The following is a 20515-nucleotide window of genomic DNA, read 5'->3' on the forward strand; positions in this document are numbered from 1 at the left end:
CCAGCCCCCGCAATCCCTGCTGCCGGACCTCCGTACGGTTGACATTCCGCCCTGCCGGAGTCCTTTTAAAAGAGAACAAAATAGGAACATTTGGCTCCGTCCATGCCCTCGTTTCCCCACCCGCAGCAGGCCCGGCGCGAGGATCTGGCAGCCCTGCGCCGCCGCATCGTCGAGATGGAACGGCTGTCCGCCTCGCCGGACGGTCCCGCCCGGCCGCGCCTGTCGCTCGGGGCGCCGTTGGACGAGGTGCTGGGGGGCGGCCTCGCCCGCGATGCGCTGCACGAGGCGTTCCCGGCGGAAAAGGGGAATGTCGCCGCCGTGTTCGGGTTCGCTCTTGCCCTCGCGGCCGGCACCCGCAAGCCGGTGCTGTGGGTGCGGCAGGACATGGCGGCGCTGGAGGGGGGTAACATCTACGGTCCAGGCTGCGCCGCCTTCGGGCTCGATCCGTGCCGCCTGATCCTGGTGGCCACCGCGGATGCTGCCGACACGCTGGGCGCCGCAGAGGAAGCCCTTGGCCATGGCGCCCTCGGGTTGGTAGTGGCCGAGCCCTGGGGATCCCCGCGGCTCATCGACCTCACCGCCACCCGCCGCCTCGCCCTGCGCAGCGAGCGCTCCGGCGTGCCAGCCCTCCTGCTGCGACCGGGAGCAGACCCCGGCCCCTCCGCCGCCGCCACCCGCTGGCGGGTCGCCGCAGCCCCCTCCCGGGTGGCGGGGGATGTTCCGACCTTCTGCCTCGGCCCGCCCGCCTTCGCGCTGGAAATCGAGCGCAACCGCCTCGGACCCACCGGCCGCTTCACCGTGGAATGGAATGCCCATGCCCGACGCTTCACCCCGGCGCCTCGCCGCGCTCTTCCTGCCGCGCCTGCCGACCGACCGGCTGCACCGCAGCCGGCGGGGGCCTCGCATGTGGTCTCCGGCTGGCGCCGCACCGGCTGAGACGCCGCTGGTCACGGTGGAGGTGAAAGCCAATGCCCGCCGCCTCGCCGCGGTGGACGCGGCGGCGGCCCGCCTCGGTCTCCATCCCGGCCTCACCCTCGCCGACGCGCAGGCCCGCGTGCCGCAGATCGAAGCGGTGGAGGCGGATGCCGCGGCCGATACGGCGTTGCTCGCCGCCATCGCCTCGTGGTGCGAGCGCTGGACGCCCTTCGTCGCCGTATCCGGGCCGGACGGCATCGTCCTCGACATCACCGGCTGCGCCCATCTGTTCGGCGGCGAAGCGGCCATGTTGTCCGCCATGACGGAACGGCTTGCCGCCACCGGACTTGCTGCATGCGGCGCAGTGGCCGGGACTGCGAGGGCCGCCTTCGCCCTCGCCCGCTGGCGGCCGGAGCAGGTGGTGCCGGCTGGCCGCGAGCGGGAAGCTGTCGCCCCTTTGCCGGTGGACGCCCTCGGCCTCGATGCGGAGACGGGGCGAAGCCTCGCCTATCTCGGGCTGGTGCGCATCGGCGACATCGCCGGCAAGCCCCGCGCGGCGCTCGCCGCCCGCTTCGGCAGCGTGCTGGTGGAACGACTGGACGAGCTGTGCGGCGCGGCTTCCCCGCCCATCTCCCCGCTCAATCCCCTGCCCGTCTATGTGGCGGAACGGCGCTTCGCAGAACCCATGGGCGACGAAGCGACCGCCCGCGCCGTGCTTGCAGACCTCGCGCGCGACATCACCGGTGTGCTGGAGCGGCACGGCGAGGGCGGCCGCCGCTTCGAGGCCGCCTTCTTCCGCAGCGATGGCGCGGTGCGGCGGGTGGCGGCAGGCACGGCGGCACCGCTCCGTGATGGCGCCCGCCTTGCCGGCCTGTTCCGCGAGCGGCTGGCGGCGCTGGCCGATCCGCTCGATCCCGGCTTCGGCTATGACGTGATCCGCCTGTCCGTCACCGCCGCCGAACCGCTGGCCGCCACCCAGTCCGGCTTTGGCACCGAGCCCGCGGGCGCGGGGCTGGACCAGTTGGTGGATACCCTCTCCGCCCGGCTCGGGCCGCGCCGCGTCACTTGCCTCGCCGCGCAGGACAGCCATATTCCCGAGCGCGCCGCCATGCGGGTGCCAGCGCAAAAGGCATGGCGCAACAGGGAAGCGCTCGCGCACGACTGGGCCGAGCCGGCCACCGCCGATGCCCCCCTCGCCCGACCCCCGGCCCTGTTTCCCACCCCCGAGCCGGTGGAGACGCTGGCCCAGGTGCCGGACGGCCCGCCTCTGCGCTTCCGCTGGCGGCGCGTGCTGCACGAGGTGGCGCGAGCCGAGGGTCCGGAGCGCATCGCCCCGGAATGGTGGACCGCCCTCGATGCCGGGAGCCGCAGCCTCACCCGCGATTATTTTCGCGTTGAAGACACGCAGGGTCGGCGCTTCTGGCTCTATCGCGAAGGCACCTACGGGCGGGAGACGTCGGCGCCCCGCTGGTTCCTGCACGGCCTGTTCCCGTGAGCGAGCCCGTCTATGCCGAGCTGGCTGCGGCCTCGCATTTCTCCTTCCTGCGGGGGGCGAGCGCGCCGGCCCATCTGGTGCGCTCCGCTGTCGGCCTCGGTCTCGATGGCCTCGGCATCGCCGACCGCAACACAGTGGCCGGCGTGGTGCGGGCCTATAGCGCGCTGGAGGATCTGCGTACCCTCGACGAGGATCTGGAAGCCGAGGATCCCGAGGCGGATGCCAAGCGCGCCGTCGCCGCCCGCGCCCGTGCCTTCCGGCTGGTGACGGGAACGCGACTCGTCTTCTGCGACGGCACGGCAGACATCATCGCCTATCCCTCGACACGCGCCGGCTGGGGCCGGCTCTGCCGCCTGCTGACCACCGGCAACCGGCGGGCGAAGAAGGGCGACTGCCATCTGTCCCTCGCCGACCTCCTCGCCGACGCCCGCGACCTGATGCTCATCGTGCTGCCCGGCGAAGAGGCAAGCGAGCTTCCGCCCCTCCTCTCCCGCCTCTCGGAGGCCGCCCCCGGCGCGGTGTGGCTCGGCGTCGACATGCCATTCTCCGGTGCCGATCGCCGGCGCCTTGCCTCCCTCAAGATCTGCGCACGTACGGCCGGCGTGCCGCTGCTGGCGGTGAACGAAGTGCTTTATGCAACGCCCGAGGAGCGCGATCTGCAGGACATCCTCACCTGCGTGCGCGAGGGCACCACCATCGCCGAGGCGGGGCGGCGGCTTCTGGCGAACGCCGAGCGCCACCTCAAGCCCGCCGCCGAGATGGCCCGCCTGTTCCGCGATGCGCCCGAGGCGGTGGCGGAGACCGCGTCGCTCCTCGCCCGCATCGATTTCACTCTCAAGGAGCTGGAATACGACTATCCCGAGGAACCGGTGCCCCCCGGCTGGACGCCGCAGGCGTGGCTGGAGGAATTGACCTGGCGCTGCGCCGCCGTGCGCTATCCGGCCGGCATCCCCGAGAAGGTGGAAAAGCTGCTCAAGGACGAGCTGGCCCTCATCCAGCAGCTCGAATACGCCCCCTATTTCCTCACCATCCACGACATCGTGCGCTTCGCCGAGAGCAAAGGCATCCTCTGCCAGGGGCGCGGTTCGGCCGCCAATTCCGCAGTGTGCTACGTGCTCGGCATTACCGCCGTGGACCCTAACGACAACGACCTTCTCTTCGCCCGTTTCATCTCCGCCGAGCGGCGCGAGCCGCCGGATATCGATGTGGATTTCGAGCACGAGAAGCGTGAGGAGGTGATCCAGCACATCTACGAGAAATACGGCCGCCACCGCGCCGGCATCGTCGCCACCGTCATCCACTACCGCCCGCGCAGCGCCATCCGCGATGTAGGCAAGGCCCTCGGCCTCACCGAGGATGTCACGGCGCGCCTCGCCTCCACCCAGTGGGGCAGCTGGGGCCGTGACATTTCCGACGCGCACATCCGCGAGGCGGGGCTCGACCCGTCAAACCCCTTCATCCGCCGTGCTGTGGAACTGGCCGGCCGCCTGATGGGCGCGCCCCGCCACCTCTCCCAGCATGTGGGCGGCTTCGTCCTCGCCCGTGAGCGGCTGGACGACACCGTGCCCATCGGCAATGCGGCCATGGCGGACCGCACCTTCATCGAATGGGACAAGGACGACATCGACATGCTCGGCCTGATGAAGGTGGATGTGCTGGCGCTCGGCATGCTCACCTGCATCCGCAAGGCGCTCGACCTGATGCGCGAGCACGAGGGCATCGACTGGGGCCTCGCCGACGTGCCGCGCGAGCAACAGGACGTCTACGCCATGCTCCAGCGCGGGGATTCCATCGGAGTCTTCCAGGTGGAGAGCCGGGCGCAGATCAACATGCTGCCGCGCCTGAAGCCGAAGGAATTCTACGATCTCGTGATCCAGGTCGCCATCGTGCGGCCGGGGCCGATCCAGGGCGACATGGTCCACCCCTATCTCAGGCGCCGCAACGGGCTGGAGGCGGTGGACTATCCCTCCCCCTCCCCTGACTTCGGCGACAAGGACGAGCTTCGGGTGGTGCTCGGCAAGACCATGGGCGTACCGCTTTTCCAGGAGCAGGCCATGAAACTCGCCATGGTCGCCGCCTGCTTCTCCGACAAGGAGGCGAACCGCCTGCGCCGGGCCATGGCCACCTTCCGCAATCTCGGCACCATCCAGGAATTCGAAAGCATGATGGTGGAGCGCATGGTAGCGCGCGGCTACAAGCGCGACTTCGCCCAGCGCTGCTTCGAGCAGATCAAGGGCTTCGGCAGCTACGGCTTTCCCGAAAGCCATGCCGCCTCCTTCGCCAAGCTCGTCTACATCTCCTCTTACATCAAGTGCCGCCACCCGGCCGCCTTTGCCTGCGCCCTGCTCAACGCCCAGCCCATGGGTTTCTACGCCCCGGCGCAGATCGTGCGCGATGCCCGCGAGCATGGGGTGGAGGTGCGGCCCGTGGACGTCAATTTCAGCCATCACGACAACACGCTGGAACGGCGGGAGGATGGTGCTCTCGCCCTCCGCCTCGGCTTCCGGCAGGTGGATGGTTTCCACGCCGACTGGGGCGAGCGCCTTGCCGCCACCCGCGCGGTTCCCTTCGTGAGCATGGAGGATCTCGCCCGCCGCGGCCGCCTGCCTACCCGCGCAGTAAAGCTGCTAGCCGATGCCGATGCATTCCGATCCATGGGCCTCGACCGTCGCGCCGCGCTCTGGCACGCCCGCCGCCTGCCGGACGACGATGCCCTGCCCCTGTTCGCGGCGGCGGACGCCCGTGAACTGGGCGTCGAAGAGGAGGTGACGCTGCCGCGCATGGCGCGCTCGGAGCACATCGTCGCCGACTACCAGACGGTGCGCCTCTCCCTGAAGGGGCACCCCATGGACGAATTGCGCGACCATTTCCGGAAAGAGCGCATCCTCACCTGCGCCGAGACGTCTGCGCTGAAGGACGGCGCCTTTGCCCGCAATGCCGGCGTGGTGCTGGTGCGCCAGCGGCCGGGCAACGGCAAGGCCATCTTCATCACCATCGAGGACGAGACCGGCATCACCAACATCGTCCTGTGGGAACGCACGCTGGAACGCTTCCGCCGGGAGGTGATGGGCGCACGCCTGCTACTGGTGGAAGGACGCATCCAGAAGAGCCCGGAGGGCGTTGTCCACCTCATGGCCCAGCGGCTCACCGACCGCACCGCCGACCTCGGCTTGCTCTCCAAGGTACGACAGCCGCGGATGGAGGTCGCGCGGGCCGACGAGTTCGCCCACCCCCAGCATCCGCGCAAGCATCCACGTGACGTTAGGGTACTGCCTAAGTCCCGGGATTTTCACTGAGCTCCGAAACCGGGCTGCGAAGAGGTATCCAGCAGCCCAAGTCCGCGCGGCGGCAGGCGAAAACACGGTAATTCGGGCAAAAAAGGCACCACAGCCCCGGACGCTTCACGATTTATCCACAAAAACCCGTGAGGCTTCAGGGCATATGGAACCAAAGGCCGGGATACCGTCGCCGTGAAGCCGCTCCTCATCGTTACCGGATTTGTGGCTGCCGCCGCCGTGGGCGCCGGCATGGCCATCAGCCCGCTCCTGTCGGCCAAGGACGACGGCCCGGCGACCACCCAATCCATTTCCCAGCCGGCCACCCCGGCCTCCGGGCAGGCTGCCCAGGGCAAGCCAGCGACCGCCGCGCAAAAGACTGCGGCTGGCGCAGCCCAGCCGGTAGCCGCCCCCGCTCCCGAGCCCACCGCGCCCCCGCCGGTGACCCCGCGCAAGAACTACACCTACAAGTCGTTCGACGTGGATGGCTCCTACATTGCCCTGACCTTCGACGACGGTCCGAACCCGGAAACGACGCCGCGGCTGCTTGAGATCCTGCGCCAGCGCAACATCAAGGTGACCTTCTTCGTGCTCGGCAACATGGTCGCCAAGCATCCCGAAGTGCTGAAGATGATCGCCGACGAGGGCCACGAGATCGGCAGCCATTCCTGGAGCCATCCGCAGCTCACTCGCATCAGCCAGGCGGCGGTCGACAAGGAACTTGGCAACACCTCGGAAGCGATCTTCCAGGTCACCGGCAAGCGCCCGATCTACCTGCGCCCGCCCTACGGCTCCATGAAGCCGTCCCTGCGCAGCTATATCGAGGACAAGTACGGCCTCACCATCGTCAACTGGTCGGTGGATCCCAACGACTGGAAGAACCGCAACAGCCAGGCGGTGCATGACGCCATCATGGCGCAGGTGAAGCCGGGCGCCATCGTGCTCTCGCACGACATCTATGCCACCACCGTGGATGCCATGCCGCGCATCCTCGATGAACTGGCCGCCAAGGGCTACAAGTTTGCGACGCTGTCGCAGATGGTGGCCATGGATAAGCCGCTCAAGGTGGCCCTGGCCGCCCCCGGAACCGCCGCCAAGAAGCCGAAGCCCAATGGCGCGAAGCCGGATGCGGCGAAGCCTGCCGGCACGCCCAAGCCGGCCGCCGCTTCGGCACCGAAGCCGGCTGCGGCGCCTGCTCCGGCTCGGAGCGCGGGCGTCTACTGACGCGAAAGCCTCTCCACGCGAACGGCGCTCCCGGTTCCGGGGGCGCCGTTTTCGTTTGGAGGCCGGTCAGTCCTCGGTCGAGTGGCCATGCCCGTGATGGTCGTGGTGGTGGTGTGCGTCCGGCGCCGGAAGGGTCACGCCGAAGGTCTTCACCAGATCGTCCACCTGGGCCGGCGACAGATAGCGCGGGTTGAGGCCACGCAGCAGCAGGTAGAGCTTCGCAGTCTCCTCCAGTTCCTCGGTGGCGAACACCGCCGCCTCCAGCGTATCGCCGGCCACCACCGGGCCGTGGTTCGCGAGCAGTACGGACGAATAGCGCCCCGCGAGCCCCCGGATGGCATCTGCGACGGCAGGATCACCCGGCCGATAATAAGGCAGCAGCGCGGTCTGCCCGGCCCGCATGAGATAATAGGGCGTCATGGGCGGCAGCGCGGCCCGGGGATCGATCTCCGGCAGCATGGTGAGCGCCACCGAGTGGGTCGAGTGCAGATGCACGATGGCCCGGGCCGTGCCACGAGTCTCGTAGAGCGCGGAATGCAGCGGAATCTCCTTCGTGGGCTTGTCGCCGCTGAGGAGCCGCCCGCCCGCATCGAGCCGGGAGATGCGCGCGGGATCAAGGAAGCCGAGGGACGCGTTGGTGGGCGTCACCAGCCATCCACCGTCATCGAGCCTCAAGCTGATATTGCCGGAAGAACCGGGCGTGAGGCCGCGCTCGAACAGGGACCGCCCGAAGCGGCAGATCTCCTCCCGCAGTCTAGTCTCTTCCATGGCCGGCCTCCGCTTGCTCCGCCGACGCACCAAAGCGAAGCGGAGGCACCTTGGCAAGCGCGAACGGTACCGCGGCTAAAACGATTTGATCCAATGTCCCCCGGCTCCTACAACAGGCGCCGGAGGCCGCCCGGCCAACTGGCGGCCGAGACAGGGGAAACGGCCATGGTCGAGCAGGCGGAAGGAACAGCGGGCGTCCAGGGCGTCGGACGCGCGGGCGTGATCGGTCTCGGCTCCATGGGCTTCGGCATGGCGCAATCGCTATTACGGGCGGGGCTTGATGTGGCGGGCTGCGATGTCGGCCCGGCTGCGGTGGAGCGCTTTGTCGCCGCGGGCGGGCGCGGCGCAGCATCGCCGGCCAAGGCTGCGGAGGGGGCGGACATGGTGGTCAGCGTGGTAGTCAACGCCGCGCAGACCGAGGCGATCCTCTTCGGCCCCTCGGGCGTCGCCGAGACCTTGCCTCAGGGCGCGGTTTTCATCTCGTCCGCCACCATGGATCCGGACATCGCCCGTGGCCTCGCCGCGCGGCTGGAGGCGACCGGCCGGCACTATCTCGATGCCCCCATCTCCGGCGGCGCCCAGCGCGCGGCCGAAGGCGCACTGACCATCCTCGCCTCCGGCAGCCCCGCCGCCTTCGCCAAGGCGAAACCAGCCCTCGACGCCATGGCCGCCAAGCTCTACGGGCTGGGTGATGCTCCGGGCCAGGGCGCCGCCTTCAAGATGATCAATCAGCTCCTCGCCGGCGTCCACATTGCCGCCGCCAGCGAGGCCATGGCCTTCGCCGCACGGCAGGGGCTGGACCTGAAGAAGGTCTACGACGTCATCACCGCCTCGGCCGGCAACAGCTGGATGTTCGAGAACCGCATGCCCCACGTGCTGGACGGCGATTACACGCCACGCAGCGCCGTGGACATTTTCGTGAAGGACCTCGGCATCATCCAGGACATGGCCCGCAGCGCAAAGTTCCCGGTGCCGGTTTCCGCCGCCGCCCTGCAGATGTTCCTCGCCACCTCCGCCGCCGGCATGGGCCGCGACGACGACGCATCCGTCGCCCGCCTCTATGCTCGCATCACTGGCACCAGCTTGCCGGGCGACGAAAGCTGAGGCGCGGCGGGTGTCGCTTTTTCGCCGTGCCAGCGGCGTTACACTCCGTCGCGATTCGTTACGTTCGGGGAACGCCCCAGCAACCTCGCCCCGCGAGGGTCTGGCGTCGACCCGACGCATCACAATGAGGATCCAGCCGATGACCCTCTCCCTGCGCGCCTCCTTCCTCGCGCTCCCTCTTCTGGCCCTCTGCACCAGCCCTGCTCCGGCCCAGACCGCAGCCACCCTCACCGCCGAGCAAGCCCAGGCCCTGCGTACCGCCTGCTCGGCGGACGTGAAGAAGCTGTGTGGCGATGTGCAGCCCGGCGGCGGGCGCGTGGTCCAATGCATGCAGAGCAAGAAGGAACAGACAACTCCGCCCTGCCAGGCCGCCCTCGGCGCGCTGGGCAAGAAGTAGGGACGGCAGGCCAGTCTCAGGCGAGCGCCAGGAGGCTGGCATTGCCACCCGCCGCGGCGGTGTTGACCGATACCGAGCGCTCCTCCAGCAGCAGGCTCGCCGGGTAAGCGAAGGGAGAGGATGCGATCTCCTCGACCGAGGCCGTATGGAGCGGCACGATGGGTCCGTCGCGCTCCGCAATGGCACGGGCAACGGAGCGCAGGCGCTCCCCCTCCCCTTCCACCAGCGCGACGGCGACCGCCTCGCCTTCAGGCGCGAGCCGGACAGCCACAGGCTCCGGCACTGTCGCAAGCACGCCGGCCAGGGCCGCCGGGGCGTCGAGCATTGCGCGATTTCCGGTGGCGAGGGCGGTGCCAAATTGCCGGATCAGTCCCGTTTCCGTCTCCGGCATCAGCAGCACTGTGCCGCGGCTGCGCAGCTCGTAAATGTTGCGTTCGCCCACCGGACCGGGAAGCTCCAGCGACATCCCGAGGGGACTGCGCGCGATGATCGCCCGCATCGCTTCCGCATCCGCCGTGCGGCCCGCCCCCTCAAGCCAACCCACGAACGCGAGCGCCGCTGGATCAGGTTGCCCCGCCCCCAGGGTGAACTGCGGCCCACGCACCAGCCGCGAAAGATAGAGCGGGCCGCCAGCTTTCGGCCCGGTGCCGGAAAGGCCGCGCCCCCCAAACGGCTGTACCCCGACCACCGCGCCGATGATGTTGCGGTTCACGTAGAGATTGCCGGCCTCGATCCGCTCCGTCACCGCAGCCACGGTTGAGTCGAGACGCGTGTGCAGGCCGAAGGTCAGGCCATAGCCCGTGGCATTGATGGCCGAGACCAGCCGGCCGAGATCGCGGCGCCGCCAGCGCAGCACATGCAGCACCGGCCCGAACACCTCGCGGCCGAGATCGGCCAGGGACGAAATCTCAATCAGCGTCGGGGCCACGAAGGTGCCCTGCGCCGTCTCGGGCGGCAGTGCCGGGCGATGGACGGGACATCCCTTCGCCGCCATTGCCGAGACGTGCGCCTCGATCCCCCGGCGCGCCTCGGCGTGGATCACCGGACCCACGTCCACCGAGAGGCGATCCGTGCGGCCGATCTCTAGTTCCGCCATGGCGCCCTTCAGCATGGCGAGCAGGGTATCGGCAACCTCGTCCTGAAGACACAGAACCCGCAACGCGGAACATCGCTGGCCCGCACTGTCGAAGGCGGAGGCGAGAACGTCCGCCACCACCTGCTCGGGTAATGCGGAGGAATCCACGATCATCGCGTTCTGCCCGCCGGTCTCGGCAATGAGCGGCACCGGCCGGCCATCCGGTCCCGGCCGCCCGGCCAGCGAACGGGCGATCAGTTGCGCCACCTCTGTCGAGCCGGTGAACATCACCCCCGCCACCTGCGGCGCCGACACCAGCGCTGCGCCGATGCGGCCATCTCCGGGCAGAAGCTGAAGCACGTCGGCGGGGATGCCGGCCGAGTGCAGGATGCGCGCCGCCTCGGCCGCCACAAGGGGAGTTTCCTCCGCCGGCTTCGCAAGCACGGGATTGCCCGCAGCCAGCGCCGCGGCCACCTGGCCGGTGAAAATGGCAAGGGGGAAATTCCACGGGCTGATCGAGGCGATAGGGCCGAGCAGGCGATGGGCCGGTGTAAGGCGCGCCTCCGCTTCACCGGCATAATAGCGCAGGAAATCCACCGCCTCGCGAACCTCCGCCACCGCGTTGGCGGCCGACTTGCCGGCCTCGCGCATGATGAGGCCCATCAGGCACATCATTGCCGTCTCCATGCCGTCTGCCGCGCGCCGAAGCAGCGCTCCTCGTTCAGCCGGGGCAAGGGCGGCCCAATCGGTCGCGGCCGAAGCCGCGCGGGCGACGGCGCGCGAAACATCCGGGACGGTCGCGTCGCGCACCTCGCCCACAATATCGCGATGGTCGCCGGGATTCCGCACTGGCCGCGGGGCCGCGCCTCCGGATGCGGGCGAGGCCACCGTCCATGTGGCCGCCTGAGCGGCGAGGCGCGACGAAAGCGTGCCGAGCGTCCCGTCGTCGGCAAGATCCAGCCCGGCCGAATTCAACCGTTCCCCATAGAGGGCGCGCGGGGCCGCGATGCCCGGATGGGGCGCGCCCGGCACCGGCATGGAGGCGACGACCTCGGCCGGATCGGCGATGAGGTCCTCGACCGGGACGGCGGGGTCACGGATGCGGTTGACGAAGGACGAATTGGCGCCGTTCTCGAGCAGGCGCCGCACCAGATAAGCCAGCAGAGTCTCGTGGGTGCCCACCGGCGCATAGATGCGGCAGGGCCGGCCAAGGGGGCCGACGACCTCCTCGTACAGCGGTTCGCCCATGCCGTGCAGGCACTGGAACTCATAGTCGCCGATGCGGAAGTCCGGGCCAGCCAGGTCGTGGATTGCGGCGAGCGTCTGGGCATTGTGGGTGGCGAACTGGGGGAAGACCGCATCCTTCGCCGCGAGCAGTTTGCGGGCGCAGGCGATGTAGGAAAGGTCGGTGTGGACCTTGCGGGTGAAGACGGGGAAATCCGGCATCCCGTCCACCTGCGCACGCTTGATCTCGGCATCCCAATAGGCGCCCTTCACGAGGCGCACCGCAATGCGGCGTCCGGTCCGCCGGGCGAGGTCGATGACAAAATCCAGCACCGCCGGGCAACGTCGGCCGTAGGCCTGCACCACGAAGCCGATGCCGTCCCAACCGGCCAGCTCCGGCGCTGCACACAGCGCCTCCAGCAGGTCCACGGAGAGTTCGAGCCGGTCCTGCTCCTCGGCATCGATGGTGAGGCCGATGTTCCAGCGCCGCGCCTCGACGACGAGCGCGAGGAGGCGCGGCAGCAGTTCGCCCATCACCCGCTCCGCCTTGGCGCGGGCGTAGCGCGGATGCAGCGCCGACAGCTTTACGGACAGGCCCGGCCCGCGGACGATGCCGCGCCCGCCCGAAGCCGCGCCGATGGCGGTGATGGCATGGCGGTAGGCCTCGAAATAGCGCGTGGCATCCGCCCCCGTCATGGCCGCCTCGCCCAGCATGTCGAAGGAGTAGAGGAAGCCCTCCCCCTCTCGCCCGCGGGCGCGGCCCAATGCCTCTTCGATGCTGCGGCCCATGACGAACTGCTCGCCCATGATGCCAATGGCCGCATCCACCGCACGGCGGATCACCGGCGCGCCGCAGCGGGCGACGAGGCGCGTCAGCGCCCCGGAAAGACTGTGCGCATCATACGCCAGGGCGAGGTGCCCCGTGACGAGGAGGCCCCAGCTGGCCGCGTTCATGAACAGCGACTGGCCGCCGCCCACATGCGCCCGCCAGTCGCCGGAACCGATCTTGTCGCGGATCAGCGCATCGCGGGTGGCAGCATCGGGAATGCGCAGCAGCGCCTCGGCCAAGCACATGAGGGCGATACCCTCGCGTGAGGACAGGTCGTACTCGCGCACCAGTTCCTCCACCATCGAGTCGCGCGGCTTCTGCCGCAGACGGGTGACGAGGGCACGGGCGTGGGCGCCGACGCGCGCGCACTGCCCGGGGAAAAGCCGCGCCTGGGGCAGGAGCGCGGCGACGCATGCCGCTTCAGGCGCCCGCGTCATGGCGGTGATGGCCTGCCGCAGGTCACTGCGGGGCACGGGCGGAGGGGCGAAGTCCGCGAACAAGGGCGGGCGGACCGTCTCGCGAAGCGGGCTGAATACTGCGGGCGCTGGCATCTGAGGCACCTTTCGTCGCGTCTTTCGGGCGATCTCGAACAGGCCTAAATGCTAACCCTAATGCTGGAAGGCGTTCTGACCGAAGATGGCCTCCATGATCCCGGAATTGACTTTTATTGGCTCAGATTGAAAATCGAATTTATGCAAATTGACTGTAATTCGGATCAAATTGACGCCTTCGATGCGCGCATCATCGCCGCCTTGGTCGAGGACGGGCGCATGTCCGTCACCGACCTTGCGGCGCGGGTCGGGCTGTCGCGCAGTCCATGTCAGGCGCGGCTGAAGCGGCTGGTGGACGAGGGCTTTATCCGCGGCTTCCGGGCCGTGCTCGATCCCGCGAAGCTCGGCCTCGAACACATCGCCTTCACCGAAGTGAAGCTCACCGAGACGACGGAGGCGGCGCTCACCGCCTTCAACAAGGCGGTGCTGAAGATCCGCGAGGTGGAGGCCTGCCATATGATCGCAGGCTCGTTCGACTACCTGCTCAAAGTGCGCACCCGCGATATTCGCCGCTATCGAGAAGTGCTGGGGGAGAAGATCTCCAGCCTGCCTCACGTGGCGAGCACCTCCACCTACGTGGTGATGGAGCCGGTGAAGGACGACGGCGCGTAAGGCTTACCGCCACCGGCCAACATGTTTTGCGGCATTGCATCATGGCTCAGGTGGCGTTTCACTGGAGGGAATTTCCGGAGCCCGACCTTGCCCCATCCCCTGCCGACCCTCGAGACCCCGCTGCTGCGGTTCATCAAGGAGACCCACGCGGAATTTTCCCGCATCGACGAGGGCGAGGTCGCCTCCTACATCCCCGAACTGGGTAAGGCCAATCCCGACCATTTCGGCATCGCCGTCGCCACCACCGACGGGCATGTGTACGAGGCGGGCGACACGCAGGTGCCCTTCACCATCCAGTCCGTGTCGAAGGCCATGGTGTTCGCCCTGGCGCTCGATCTTCTGGGGGCGGAGCGGGTGGAGGCGGCGATCGGCGTCGAGCCGAGCGGCGAGGCGTTCAACTCCATTCGTCTGCGGGCCGACAACAAGCCGTTCAACGCCATGGTGAATGCGGGCGCCATCGCCTGTTCCGGCCTTATCGCGGAGAGCGCGGGAGACGAGGCATTCGAGCTGATCCGCCAGGCCCTCGGCCGCTTCGCCGGGCGCGACCTCGGCGTAGACGCGGCGGTGTTCGAGAGCGAGCGCTCCACCGGCGACCGCAACCGCGCCATCGCCTATCTTCTGCGCACCTATGGCGGCGTCGCGGGAGACGTGGACCGGCTGCTCGACGTCTATTTCCGCCAGTGCTCCGTGCTCGTCACCGCGCGCGACCTAGCGGTGATGGGGGCGACCTTTGCCAATCACGGCGTCAACCCGCTCACCGGCGTCACGGTCGCCTCGAACTACGCAGTGGCGCGCACGCTGGCGGTGATGAGTTCGTCCGGCATGTACGACTTCGCCGGCGAGTGGATCTACCGCGTCGGCGTACCGGCGAAGAGCGGCGTCGGCGGCGGCATTCTGGCGGCGTTGCCGTCCCAGCTCGGCCTCGGCACCTTCTCCCCCCGCCTCGACATGCACGGCAACAGCGTGCGCGGCATCCGCACCTGCGAGGCCATTTCGGAAGCGTTCGACCTGCATATGCTGTCGCGACGGGACGATGTGCGGACCTGCATCGTCGCCGATTACGATTTCCGGACCGTACCGTCCAAACCCGGCCGGCAGCCGCACGAGCAGGACATCCTCTCCGCCCGCTCCGGCGCCATCCGGGCAATCGAGTTGGCCGGCAAGCTCTCCTTCGCCTCCATGGATTACGTGACCCGGCGGCTGACGGACCCCGCGGGCGTGCCGGAATTCCTCATCCTCAACCTGCACCGCGTCGCCACCATCACCGATGCGGGCCTCAGACTCCTCACCGGCCTCATCAAGAACCAGTTGCCCGCCGCCACCACCGCGGTGATCGCGGGCGTCGAAGCCACTTCACCCGTTGCACCGCAGCTGAAGGCGCTGCGGGAACAGGGCGTGCGCGTGCGCATCTTCCCCACCTACGATGCGGCGGTTGAATGGGCCGAGGACCAGGTGGTGTACCGCCATGGCGGCTTCTCCCGTATCGAGGTGGAAGCGGACCTCAGCCGGCAGGCGCTGCTCGCCGGCCTTTCCCCCCAGGAACTGGCAGATCTCTCACGTCTCGGCACTCGCGTGGTGTTCCCTGCCGGCACGCGGATCATTTCCGCCAACGAACCGCCGGCGAGGGTCTATTTTCTGCTGCGGGGCATGGTGAGCGCCCGCTCCGGGGGCGACGTCCGCCTCTCCACCATGATCCCCGGCATGGTCTTTGGCGAGATGGCGCTCATCGAGCAGCCCCGCAGCACGGACGTTTGGGCCGATACGGAGGCGGTGTGCGTGGAGGTCACGGCCGACCAGTTCCGCGCCTTCCAGGAAACCCATGCCCGCGCCGCCGACCGGATCATGCGCAATCTCGCCATCCTGCTCGCCGGGCGAATCCGCATGGCCACCGCCCGCATCGAGATGCTGACCGGATAGGCCTTTCGCATCATCGGGTTGGATGATCGCCTCATAGGCGGCTCTCCATTTGCCGACCTAGCACTTTCGGCCAGCCTTGAGCGAAGCCCTTTACAACCCTCCGTTCCCCTCCCAGTCTTCTTCCAAACAGAAGAATTCGGGAGGTGAAGATGGTGGATACGGTGGAGAACCGGCCACAGGCTGTGCCTGCGATGCCGGCGGTTCGGGCGGTGACGTTCGCGGACGCGAAGGCCTCGCTCATCGAGGGGTTGTCCGATTTCGCGCGGGCCCCGGCCTTCGGCCTCGTGTTCGGCGGACTTTATGCGGCGGGTGGGCTCACCATTGTCGCCTGTGTCATGTTCTTCGATGTGGGATATCTCGCCTATCCGCTGTTCGCCGGCTCCGTGCTGATCGGACCATTCGTGGCGGCCGGCCTCTACGATGTCAGCCGGGAACTGGAGGCGGGACGTCAACCCACCTGGAACGGCGTGATGGCCACCATCTTTGCCCAGCGCCAGCGGGAACTCGGGTGGATGGCGTTCGTCACCATCTTCGCCTTCATCATCTGGATGTACCAGGTGCGCCTGCTGCTGGCCCTGTTCCTCGGCTTCGCCTCCTTCGCCACGCTCAACGACTTCATCAAGGTGCTGTTCACCACCTCGGATGGCATCGCGTTCCTGGCCGTAGGCCATGTGATCGGGGCAGCGCTGGCGCTGGGCCTGTTCTCCATCACCGTCGTTTCGTTCCCGCTGCTAATGGACCGGGATCTCGATGTGGTGACGGCGATGATAACGAGCGTACAGGCGGTGCTCACCAGCCCCGGGCCGATGATCCTGTGGGGTATCTGCGTGGTGGCGCTGATTGCCATCGGCACCGCCCCCGCCTTCCTTGGGCTGATCTTCGTGCTGCCGGTGCTGGGGCATGCCACGTGGCACCTCTATCGCCGGGCCGTGACACCGCTCTCCTGAGAGACGACGCCGACGTCAGGAGACGTCGGCGTCTTTACCCTTGCGTTTCGGCTTGGGCGCTGCCGCATCGGAAACCCGCGCCGTCTTGGCCGTAGCCACGAATCCGGCAGATTTGGTGGCTGGGGCTTTGGTCGCGACTCCTGGGCCATCCGCGCTGCCGACGGACTTCTGCGCCGACTTGGCCTTGGCCGCCTTGGGCTTCAAAACTTTGGCGGGCTTGATGATCTTGGCTGCCTTCAAGACCTTCGGCGGCTTGGCTTCGCCCGTGGTCGGAATGGCGTCACCGTCGTCGGGCATCAGCGCCCGCGACGCCAGAACCTTCACCTTGGCGGCCCGTGCCTTGGCTTCTTTATTCTTGGCCATCTTCGCTCGGGCGACGACCGTGCCCGCATCGTCGGCCTCGGCCCCATGCTCGAGATGCCCGCGTGATGAGGACGAATTCAGCGAGGCGGCGAGACTTTCCTGATCCGTGACAGATCGCGCCCCAACCTTTGCGGACTTTCCCTTCTCCGTCTTGGCCTTACCCGCCTTGGCCTTGGCCGGCTTTTCATCGGCCTTCGCGACCTTGGCCTTGCCAGCCCGCGCCTTGCCCGCCTTGGCACCGGCTTCGCTGCCTTTAACCTGCTCGGCCTCGATCGCCTTCGACTTGGGCGCCTTCGCCTTGAGCACGACCGGTTCGGCCACAGCGGCGGCGTCAGCGAGCTTCTCCTGCCAGCGCCGGGCCATGATGTCCCCGAAGGACAGGATCAGTTGGGAAAGGTCTTCCTCCTGAACCGCCGCAGCGGCGGTCTCGATGGAGAACCAGAAGCCGTAGCGCTGGAACCGTTCCGGCCACTTCTGCAGCAGGCGCTTCACCTTGAGCGGGAAGACCAGCACGTCGCACAGCACGGAGCGGGTGCCGAGGCGCTTTTCATAGGTGTAGGCGCCGAGCGGTTCGCGGGAGACAACGCCGACGAGGCCGGCTTCCTCGTAGGACTCGCGCGCCGCCGTCTTGGGCGGGGTGAGGCCCTTGATCGGCCATCCCTTTGGAATCACCCAGCGGCGCGTTTCCCGGGAGGTGATGAGACGAATCTGCACCTCGCCGTCGCGCCGCACGCGGTAGGGCAAGGCAGCATATTGCACTCGGCGCCCGCTCGAGACGCCCGCAGCAACCGGAATATGGGGCCAATCCGACCAAGGCGCCATTGACGATCCAGGAGCGGCGGAGCGTGAAAGACGAACCCGGTGACCGAGAACCCGTTCTTCCGCCCGCCGACGGCAGAATCGGTCATCAAGACTGATCTATCACAAAGCATTCCCCCGAAGAAATCGCCCCAGCTGCCGCTGCCTCACTGGGGCTCGGCCTCGTAGACCACGACGGTGCGCGCCCGTACCTCTATCTCACCCGCCTCTACCGGCACCGCCATGCGAGCTGCATCGGCCTTCATCATCATCGGCGCCGGCATGATCGGACCGCTGTGCTGCCCCTCGGGCTGGATCGACATGATGCGCGTGAGCCGAAGCCCCGCAGCCGCGGCGACGCCCTTGGCCTGCTCAATGGCGTCCTTCACCGAGGCCGCCCGCGCCTCGCCTTCCAGCCGATCCGTATCAGCGAGGGCAAAGGACAGGCCCGATGCCTGGTTGGCACCCGACTGCACCACCTTGTCCAGCAGTCCACCGAGCTTGCCGAGATCACGCACCGTGATCCGGACCGAATTGCGCACCTCGAAGCCGATCAGCTTCGGCGCCTCGCGGGACGGCGGCTGCGGGAAGGACTGCTGCGGCTGGAGGGAGAAGGAGGAGGTGGAGATATCGTTCGGCGCAATGCCCGCCGCCTTCAGCGCCGCGATTACGTCCGCGACCGCCTTGGAATTGGCGGCGAGCGCATCGTCGGCAGTCTTCGCATTGCTCACGACGCCGGTCGTAAGCACCGCCATGTCCGGCGGAGCAGCGCGCGTTGCCTCTCCCACCACCGTGATGGTCGCCGCCGCGGCCACAGGGCCCGACACAGCCAGCGTTGCGGCGAAGGCCGCTGCAATCACGGCCGCAGTGCTGACCGCGGCACGCGGGAAGGAAACGAAGCCGGCCGGCGAATGACGCATGGAGGTATCCTCGTTCGGCCCAGGCTATGCCCCGGGGGAACGGCAGACGACCGCGCGAACGCGGCGCCATTGCGGCGAAGCCGCCGCCATCCCCACCCTAGCGGCACCCTCCTCGGGCGAGGGCTGGAATCTGTTGTTCCCGCGCGGCAGGATTGCTAGAGCAACAAGCATAAGGCGTGCGGGGGCCTGTAGCTCAATGGTTAGAGCTGACCGCTCATAACGGTTAGGTTGCAGGTTCGAGTCCTGCCGGGCCCACCAGCTTCCGGTTTCATCGGAAACCCCAGGCCATTTTGGTTCTTCTCAGCCCGCCGTCCCCAATCGGCGCGATCGAGGCTTTTGGGGACGCAGATGATGATCCGTCTCCTCCACGGGCGAGCGTCCGCCCGGCCCCGCAGCCGATCATGATCGAGCGGCGCGAGCGGTATTGGGACGACGACCTGGCTGGTATCCAATTCTTCTTTTGATTTGCTGCACTTGCACGCCTCGAAAACGTGCATTCTACGCGTGCGATTCCCAATTATGGGCCCCGCGGAGAGCCAGCTCTCGCGCGATCAAATGTCGGGATTCGCATCAGGTTTTGGGGCTCTCGGGATGGAAACGGGCGGATGAGTCGGCCGAAGCGATCTGGAGATCGACGTCACAACGCCTGCGGCCGAACGGTGAAAGTGCGATTCGACCTCATCGCCGCAATGTTGATCGCCGGCACGGCCCCGGTATTTGCGGTCGATATGGCGGGTGCCGACATGGGAGCGCCGCCCTCGTTCTTTCAGGATGATTTCTGGACCCGGCCCTACCTCTTTGGGGATCTGGGACGGACCCGGCTGAAGGAACAGGGCATCGACATCTCTGGCGGGCTCGTCAACGAAACGGTCGGGAACCTCTCGGGCGGCACGCACCAGACTGGGGCGAATGCGGGCCAGGCGTCCATTCAGGCCATCTTCGACATGGAGAAGCTGGCCAACATCACCGGCGGCACGTTCGGCATCACGCTCGTGGGCCGTTGGGGCGACAACCTCGCGGAAGTCGCCAACATCCCGGCACTGATGCTGATGAACGAAGTCTACGGCCGCGGCAATATCGTTCGCCTCGTGGACTTTCACTACAATCAGGCCTTGTTCGACGGCGCCGTGGACATCAAGGTCGGCCGGCTCGCCGTCGGCGCCGATTTCGGCTTCGATCGCTGCGATTTCATTAATCTGACCTTCTGCGGCTCGGTTCCAGGAAATATAGCCGGGAACTACATCTTCAACTGGCCGGTGAGCCAGTGGGGCGGCGTCGTGAAGCTCCACCTCGCCGATGACCTGACCTTTTCAGCCGCCGTTTATGACGAAAACCAGACCTACCTGTCGGTTCAGGCGAAGTGGGCGCTGCTGCCCAGCTGGCCGTCCGGTTCCGACGGCGCGCTGGTGCCCCTGGAGCTGAAATGGACTCCGACGCTCTGGAATCTGTCGGGCACCTACAAGATCGGCGGATGGTTCGATACCGCGACCGTGGATAACGCCGTCACGAGCATCAACGGGCAGCCCCAGCTCATCTCGGGGCTTCCCTATGCCCAGGATTATGGGCGCTACGGCTTCTACGTTTCCTTCATCCAGCAACTGACCGGCAATGCCACGGGCCCGAACCCGAAACAGGGATTGTGGAGCTTCTTCAACTTCACCTATGCCGACCCGCGGACCTCCACGCAGCTCTATCAGGTGGCATGGGGCATTCAGCAGCACGGCACGTTCGCAAGCCGGCCCGATGACGACATCGGTTTCGCCATCGGAACGACCGGGATCAATCCGCGGCTCACAACGGCGCAGGCCGAGGCCAATTGGCTGGGGCTCGGCCCGGGCTATGTGCAGCACAACGAATATGTGCTGGAAGCCTACTACGGGTTCCAGGCCACGGGCTGGCTGAACCTGAAGGCCTCACTGCAATATGTCATCGATCCCGGCGGCTACACCTCGCCCGTCAACGAGAACGCCTGGGTGGTGGGCCTGCGCACAACGGTTGCCTTCTGAGGGAGGAGCCGCGGCCATCGCCCGAAGCACCGCCCGTGGGCGCGCGCTCCCGGCGGAGCGGCCAGTGGTTTCCGGCCTGCCGGTGATCCTGACCT

14 protein-coding genes and 1 tRNA gene are annotated in these 20515 nt (G+C 67.8%); 11 read left to right on the forward strand and 4 right to left on the reverse strand.

Features of this window, described 5'->3' with window-relative positions; genetic code table 11:
• Window positions 1-102 precede the first annotated feature (102 nt).
• From ACT54R_RS02430 to ACT54R_RS02445, 4 genes are all read left to right on the forward strand, one after another.
• Window positions 103-936 carry an ImuA family protein gene (locus ACT54R_RS02430; protein WP_476323138.1) on the forward strand — a complete coding sequence of 278 codons (834 nt, stop codon included), beginning with the start codon at window positions 103-105 and terminating at the stop codon, window positions 934-936.
• A complete protein-coding gene (locus ACT54R_RS02435) occupies window positions 905-2410 on the forward strand; it encodes a DUF6504 family protein (RefSeq protein ID WP_476326348.1) in 1506 nt (501 codons plus the stop codon). Before ACT54R_RS02430 ends, ACT54R_RS02435 begins: the two co-directional genes overlap by 32 nt.
• Window positions 2407-5706 carry an error-prone DNA polymerase gene (locus ACT54R_RS02440; RefSeq protein ID WP_476323141.1) on the forward strand — a complete coding sequence of 1100 codons (3300 nt, stop codon included), beginning with the start codon at window positions 2407-2409 and terminating at the stop codon, window positions 5704-5706. The genes ACT54R_RS02435 and ACT54R_RS02440 overlap by 4 nt, the downstream gene beginning before the upstream one ends.
• Before the next feature lie 174 nt (window positions 5707-5880).
• Window positions 5881-6909, forward strand: a complete 1029-nt coding sequence (locus tag ACT54R_RS02445; RefSeq protein WP_476323144.1) for a polysaccharide deacetylase family protein — start codon at window positions 5881-5883, stop codon at window positions 6907-6909.
• A gap of 66 nt (window positions 6910-6975) precedes the next feature.
• Here the strand turns inward: ACT54R_RS02445 and otnC are convergent, their stop codons facing one another.
• The gene (gene otnC / locus ACT54R_RS02450) at window positions 6976-7677 is read right to left on the reverse strand and encodes a 3-oxo-tetronate 4-phosphate decarboxylase (protein ID WP_476323147.1); all 702 of its coding nucleotides are present in this window, start codon (window positions 7675-7677) and stop codon (window positions 6976-6978) included.
• Window positions 7678-7842: 165 nt separating this feature from the next.
• On the opposite strand from otnC, the gene ltnD reads away from it, so the two are divergent.
• Window positions 7843-8781, forward strand: coding sequence for an L-threonate dehydrogenase (gene ltnD / locus ACT54R_RS02455; protein WP_476323150.1), 939 nt, complete (start codon window positions 7843-7845; stop codon window positions 8779-8781).
• Window positions 8782-8920: 139 nt separating this feature from the next.
• Window positions 8921-9178: a cysteine rich repeat-containing protein gene (locus ACT54R_RS02460; RefSeq protein ID WP_476323153.1), complete on the forward strand. Its 258-nt coding sequence runs from the start codon at window positions 8921-8923 to the stop codon at window positions 9176-9178.
• A 16-nt stretch (window positions 9179-9194) separates the two neighbouring features.
• On the opposite strand, the gene putA is transcribed toward ACT54R_RS02460, so the two are convergent.
• Window positions 9195-12857 (reverse strand): bifunctional proline dehydrogenase/L-glutamate gamma-semialdehyde dehydrogenase PutA, encoded by a 3663-nt coding sequence (gene putA, locus ACT54R_RS02465; protein WP_476323155.1) that lies wholly within the window; start codon window positions 12855-12857, stop codon window positions 9195-9197.
• Between the two features lie 141 nt (window positions 12858-12998).
• Here putA and ACT54R_RS02470 point away from each other — a divergent pair, with 141 nt between their 5' ends.
• From ACT54R_RS02470 to ACT54R_RS02480, 3 genes are all read left to right on the forward strand, one after another.
• Window positions 12999-13469 (forward strand): Lrp/AsnC family transcriptional regulator, encoded by a 471-nt coding sequence (locus ACT54R_RS02470; protein WP_476326350.1) that lies wholly within the window; start codon window positions 12999-13001, stop codon window positions 13467-13469.
• 87 nt (window positions 13470-13556) lie between these two features.
• Window positions 13557-15386 (forward strand): glutaminase A, encoded by a 1830-nt coding sequence (glsA, locus tag ACT54R_RS02475; RefSeq protein ID WP_476323158.1) that lies wholly within the window; start codon window positions 13557-13559, stop codon window positions 15384-15386.
• Between the two features lie 149 nt (window positions 15387-15535).
• Window positions 15536-16333, forward strand: coding sequence for a DUF2189 domain-containing protein (locus ACT54R_RS02480; RefSeq protein ID WP_476323161.1), 798 nt, complete (start codon window positions 15536-15538; stop codon window positions 16331-16333).
• 15 nt (window positions 16334-16348) lie between these two features.
• On the opposite strand, the gene ACT54R_RS02485 is transcribed toward ACT54R_RS02480, so the two are convergent.
• Window positions 16349-17518 carry an NUDIX hydrolase gene (locus tag ACT54R_RS02485; RefSeq protein ID WP_476323164.1) on the reverse strand — a complete coding sequence of 390 codons (1170 nt, stop codon included), beginning with the start codon at window positions 17516-17518 and terminating at the stop codon, window positions 16349-16351.
• A gap of 143 nt (window positions 17519-17661) precedes the next feature.
• Complete coding sequence (locus ACT54R_RS02490; protein ID WP_476323167.1) at window positions 17662-18414, reverse strand: SIMPL domain-containing protein; 753 nt, start codon at window positions 18412-18414, stop codon at window positions 17662-17664.
• A 182-nt stretch (window positions 18415-18596) separates the two neighbouring features.
• On the opposite strand from ACT54R_RS02490, the gene ACT54R_RS02495 reads away from it, so the two are divergent.
• Window positions 18597-18672, forward strand: a tRNA-Ile gene (locus ACT54R_RS02495).
• Window positions 18673-19079: 407 nt separating this feature from the next.
• Window positions 19080-20420 carry a carbohydrate porin gene (locus ACT54R_RS02500; protein WP_476323170.1) on the forward strand — a complete coding sequence of 447 codons (1341 nt, stop codon included), beginning with the start codon at window positions 19080-19082 and terminating at the stop codon, window positions 20418-20420.
• Window positions 20421-20515 lie beyond the last annotated feature (95 nt).

It is taken from the genome of Xanthobacter sp. DMC47 (assembly GCF_056313845.1).

Coding starts and splice junctions, on each gene's coding strand:
- otnC (WP_476323147.1), bottom strand. CDS start 7,677: ATGGAAGAGACTAGACTGCGGGAGGAGATCTGCCGCTTCGGGCGGTCC.
- putA (WP_476323155.1), bottom strand. CDS start 12,857: ATGCCAGCGCCCGCAGTATTCAGCCCGCTTCGCGAGACGGTCCGCCCG.
- ACT54R_RS02460 (WP_476323153.1), top strand. CDS start 8,921: ATGACCCTCTCCCTGCGCGCCTCCTTCCTCGCGCTCCCTCTTCTGGCC.
- ACT54R_RS02435 (WP_476326348.1), top strand. CDS start 905: ATGTGGTCTCCGGCTGGCGCCGCACCGGCTGAGACGCCGCTGGTCACG.
- ACT54R_RS02430 (WP_476323138.1), top strand. CDS start 103: ATGCCCTCGTTTCCCCACCCGCAGCAGGCCCGGCGCGAGGATCTGGCA.
- ACT54R_RS02485 (WP_476323164.1), bottom strand. CDS start 17,518: ATGGCGCCTTGGTCGGATTGGCCCCATATTCCGGTTGCTGCGGGCGTC.
- ACT54R_RS02470 (WP_476326350.1), top strand. CDS start 12,999: ATGCAAATTGACTGTAATTCGGATCAAATTGACGCCTTCGATGCGCGC.
- ACT54R_RS02480 (WP_476323161.1), top strand. CDS start 15,536: ATGGTGGATACGGTGGAGAACCGGCCACAGGCTGTGCCTGCGATGCCG.
- ACT54R_RS02490 (WP_476323167.1), bottom strand. CDS start 18,414: ATGCGTCATTCGCCGGCCGGCTTCGTTTCCTTCCCGCGTGCCGCGGTC.
- ltnD (WP_476323150.1), top strand. CDS start 7,843: ATGGTCGAGCAGGCGGAAGGAACAGCGGGCGTCCAGGGCGTCGGACGC.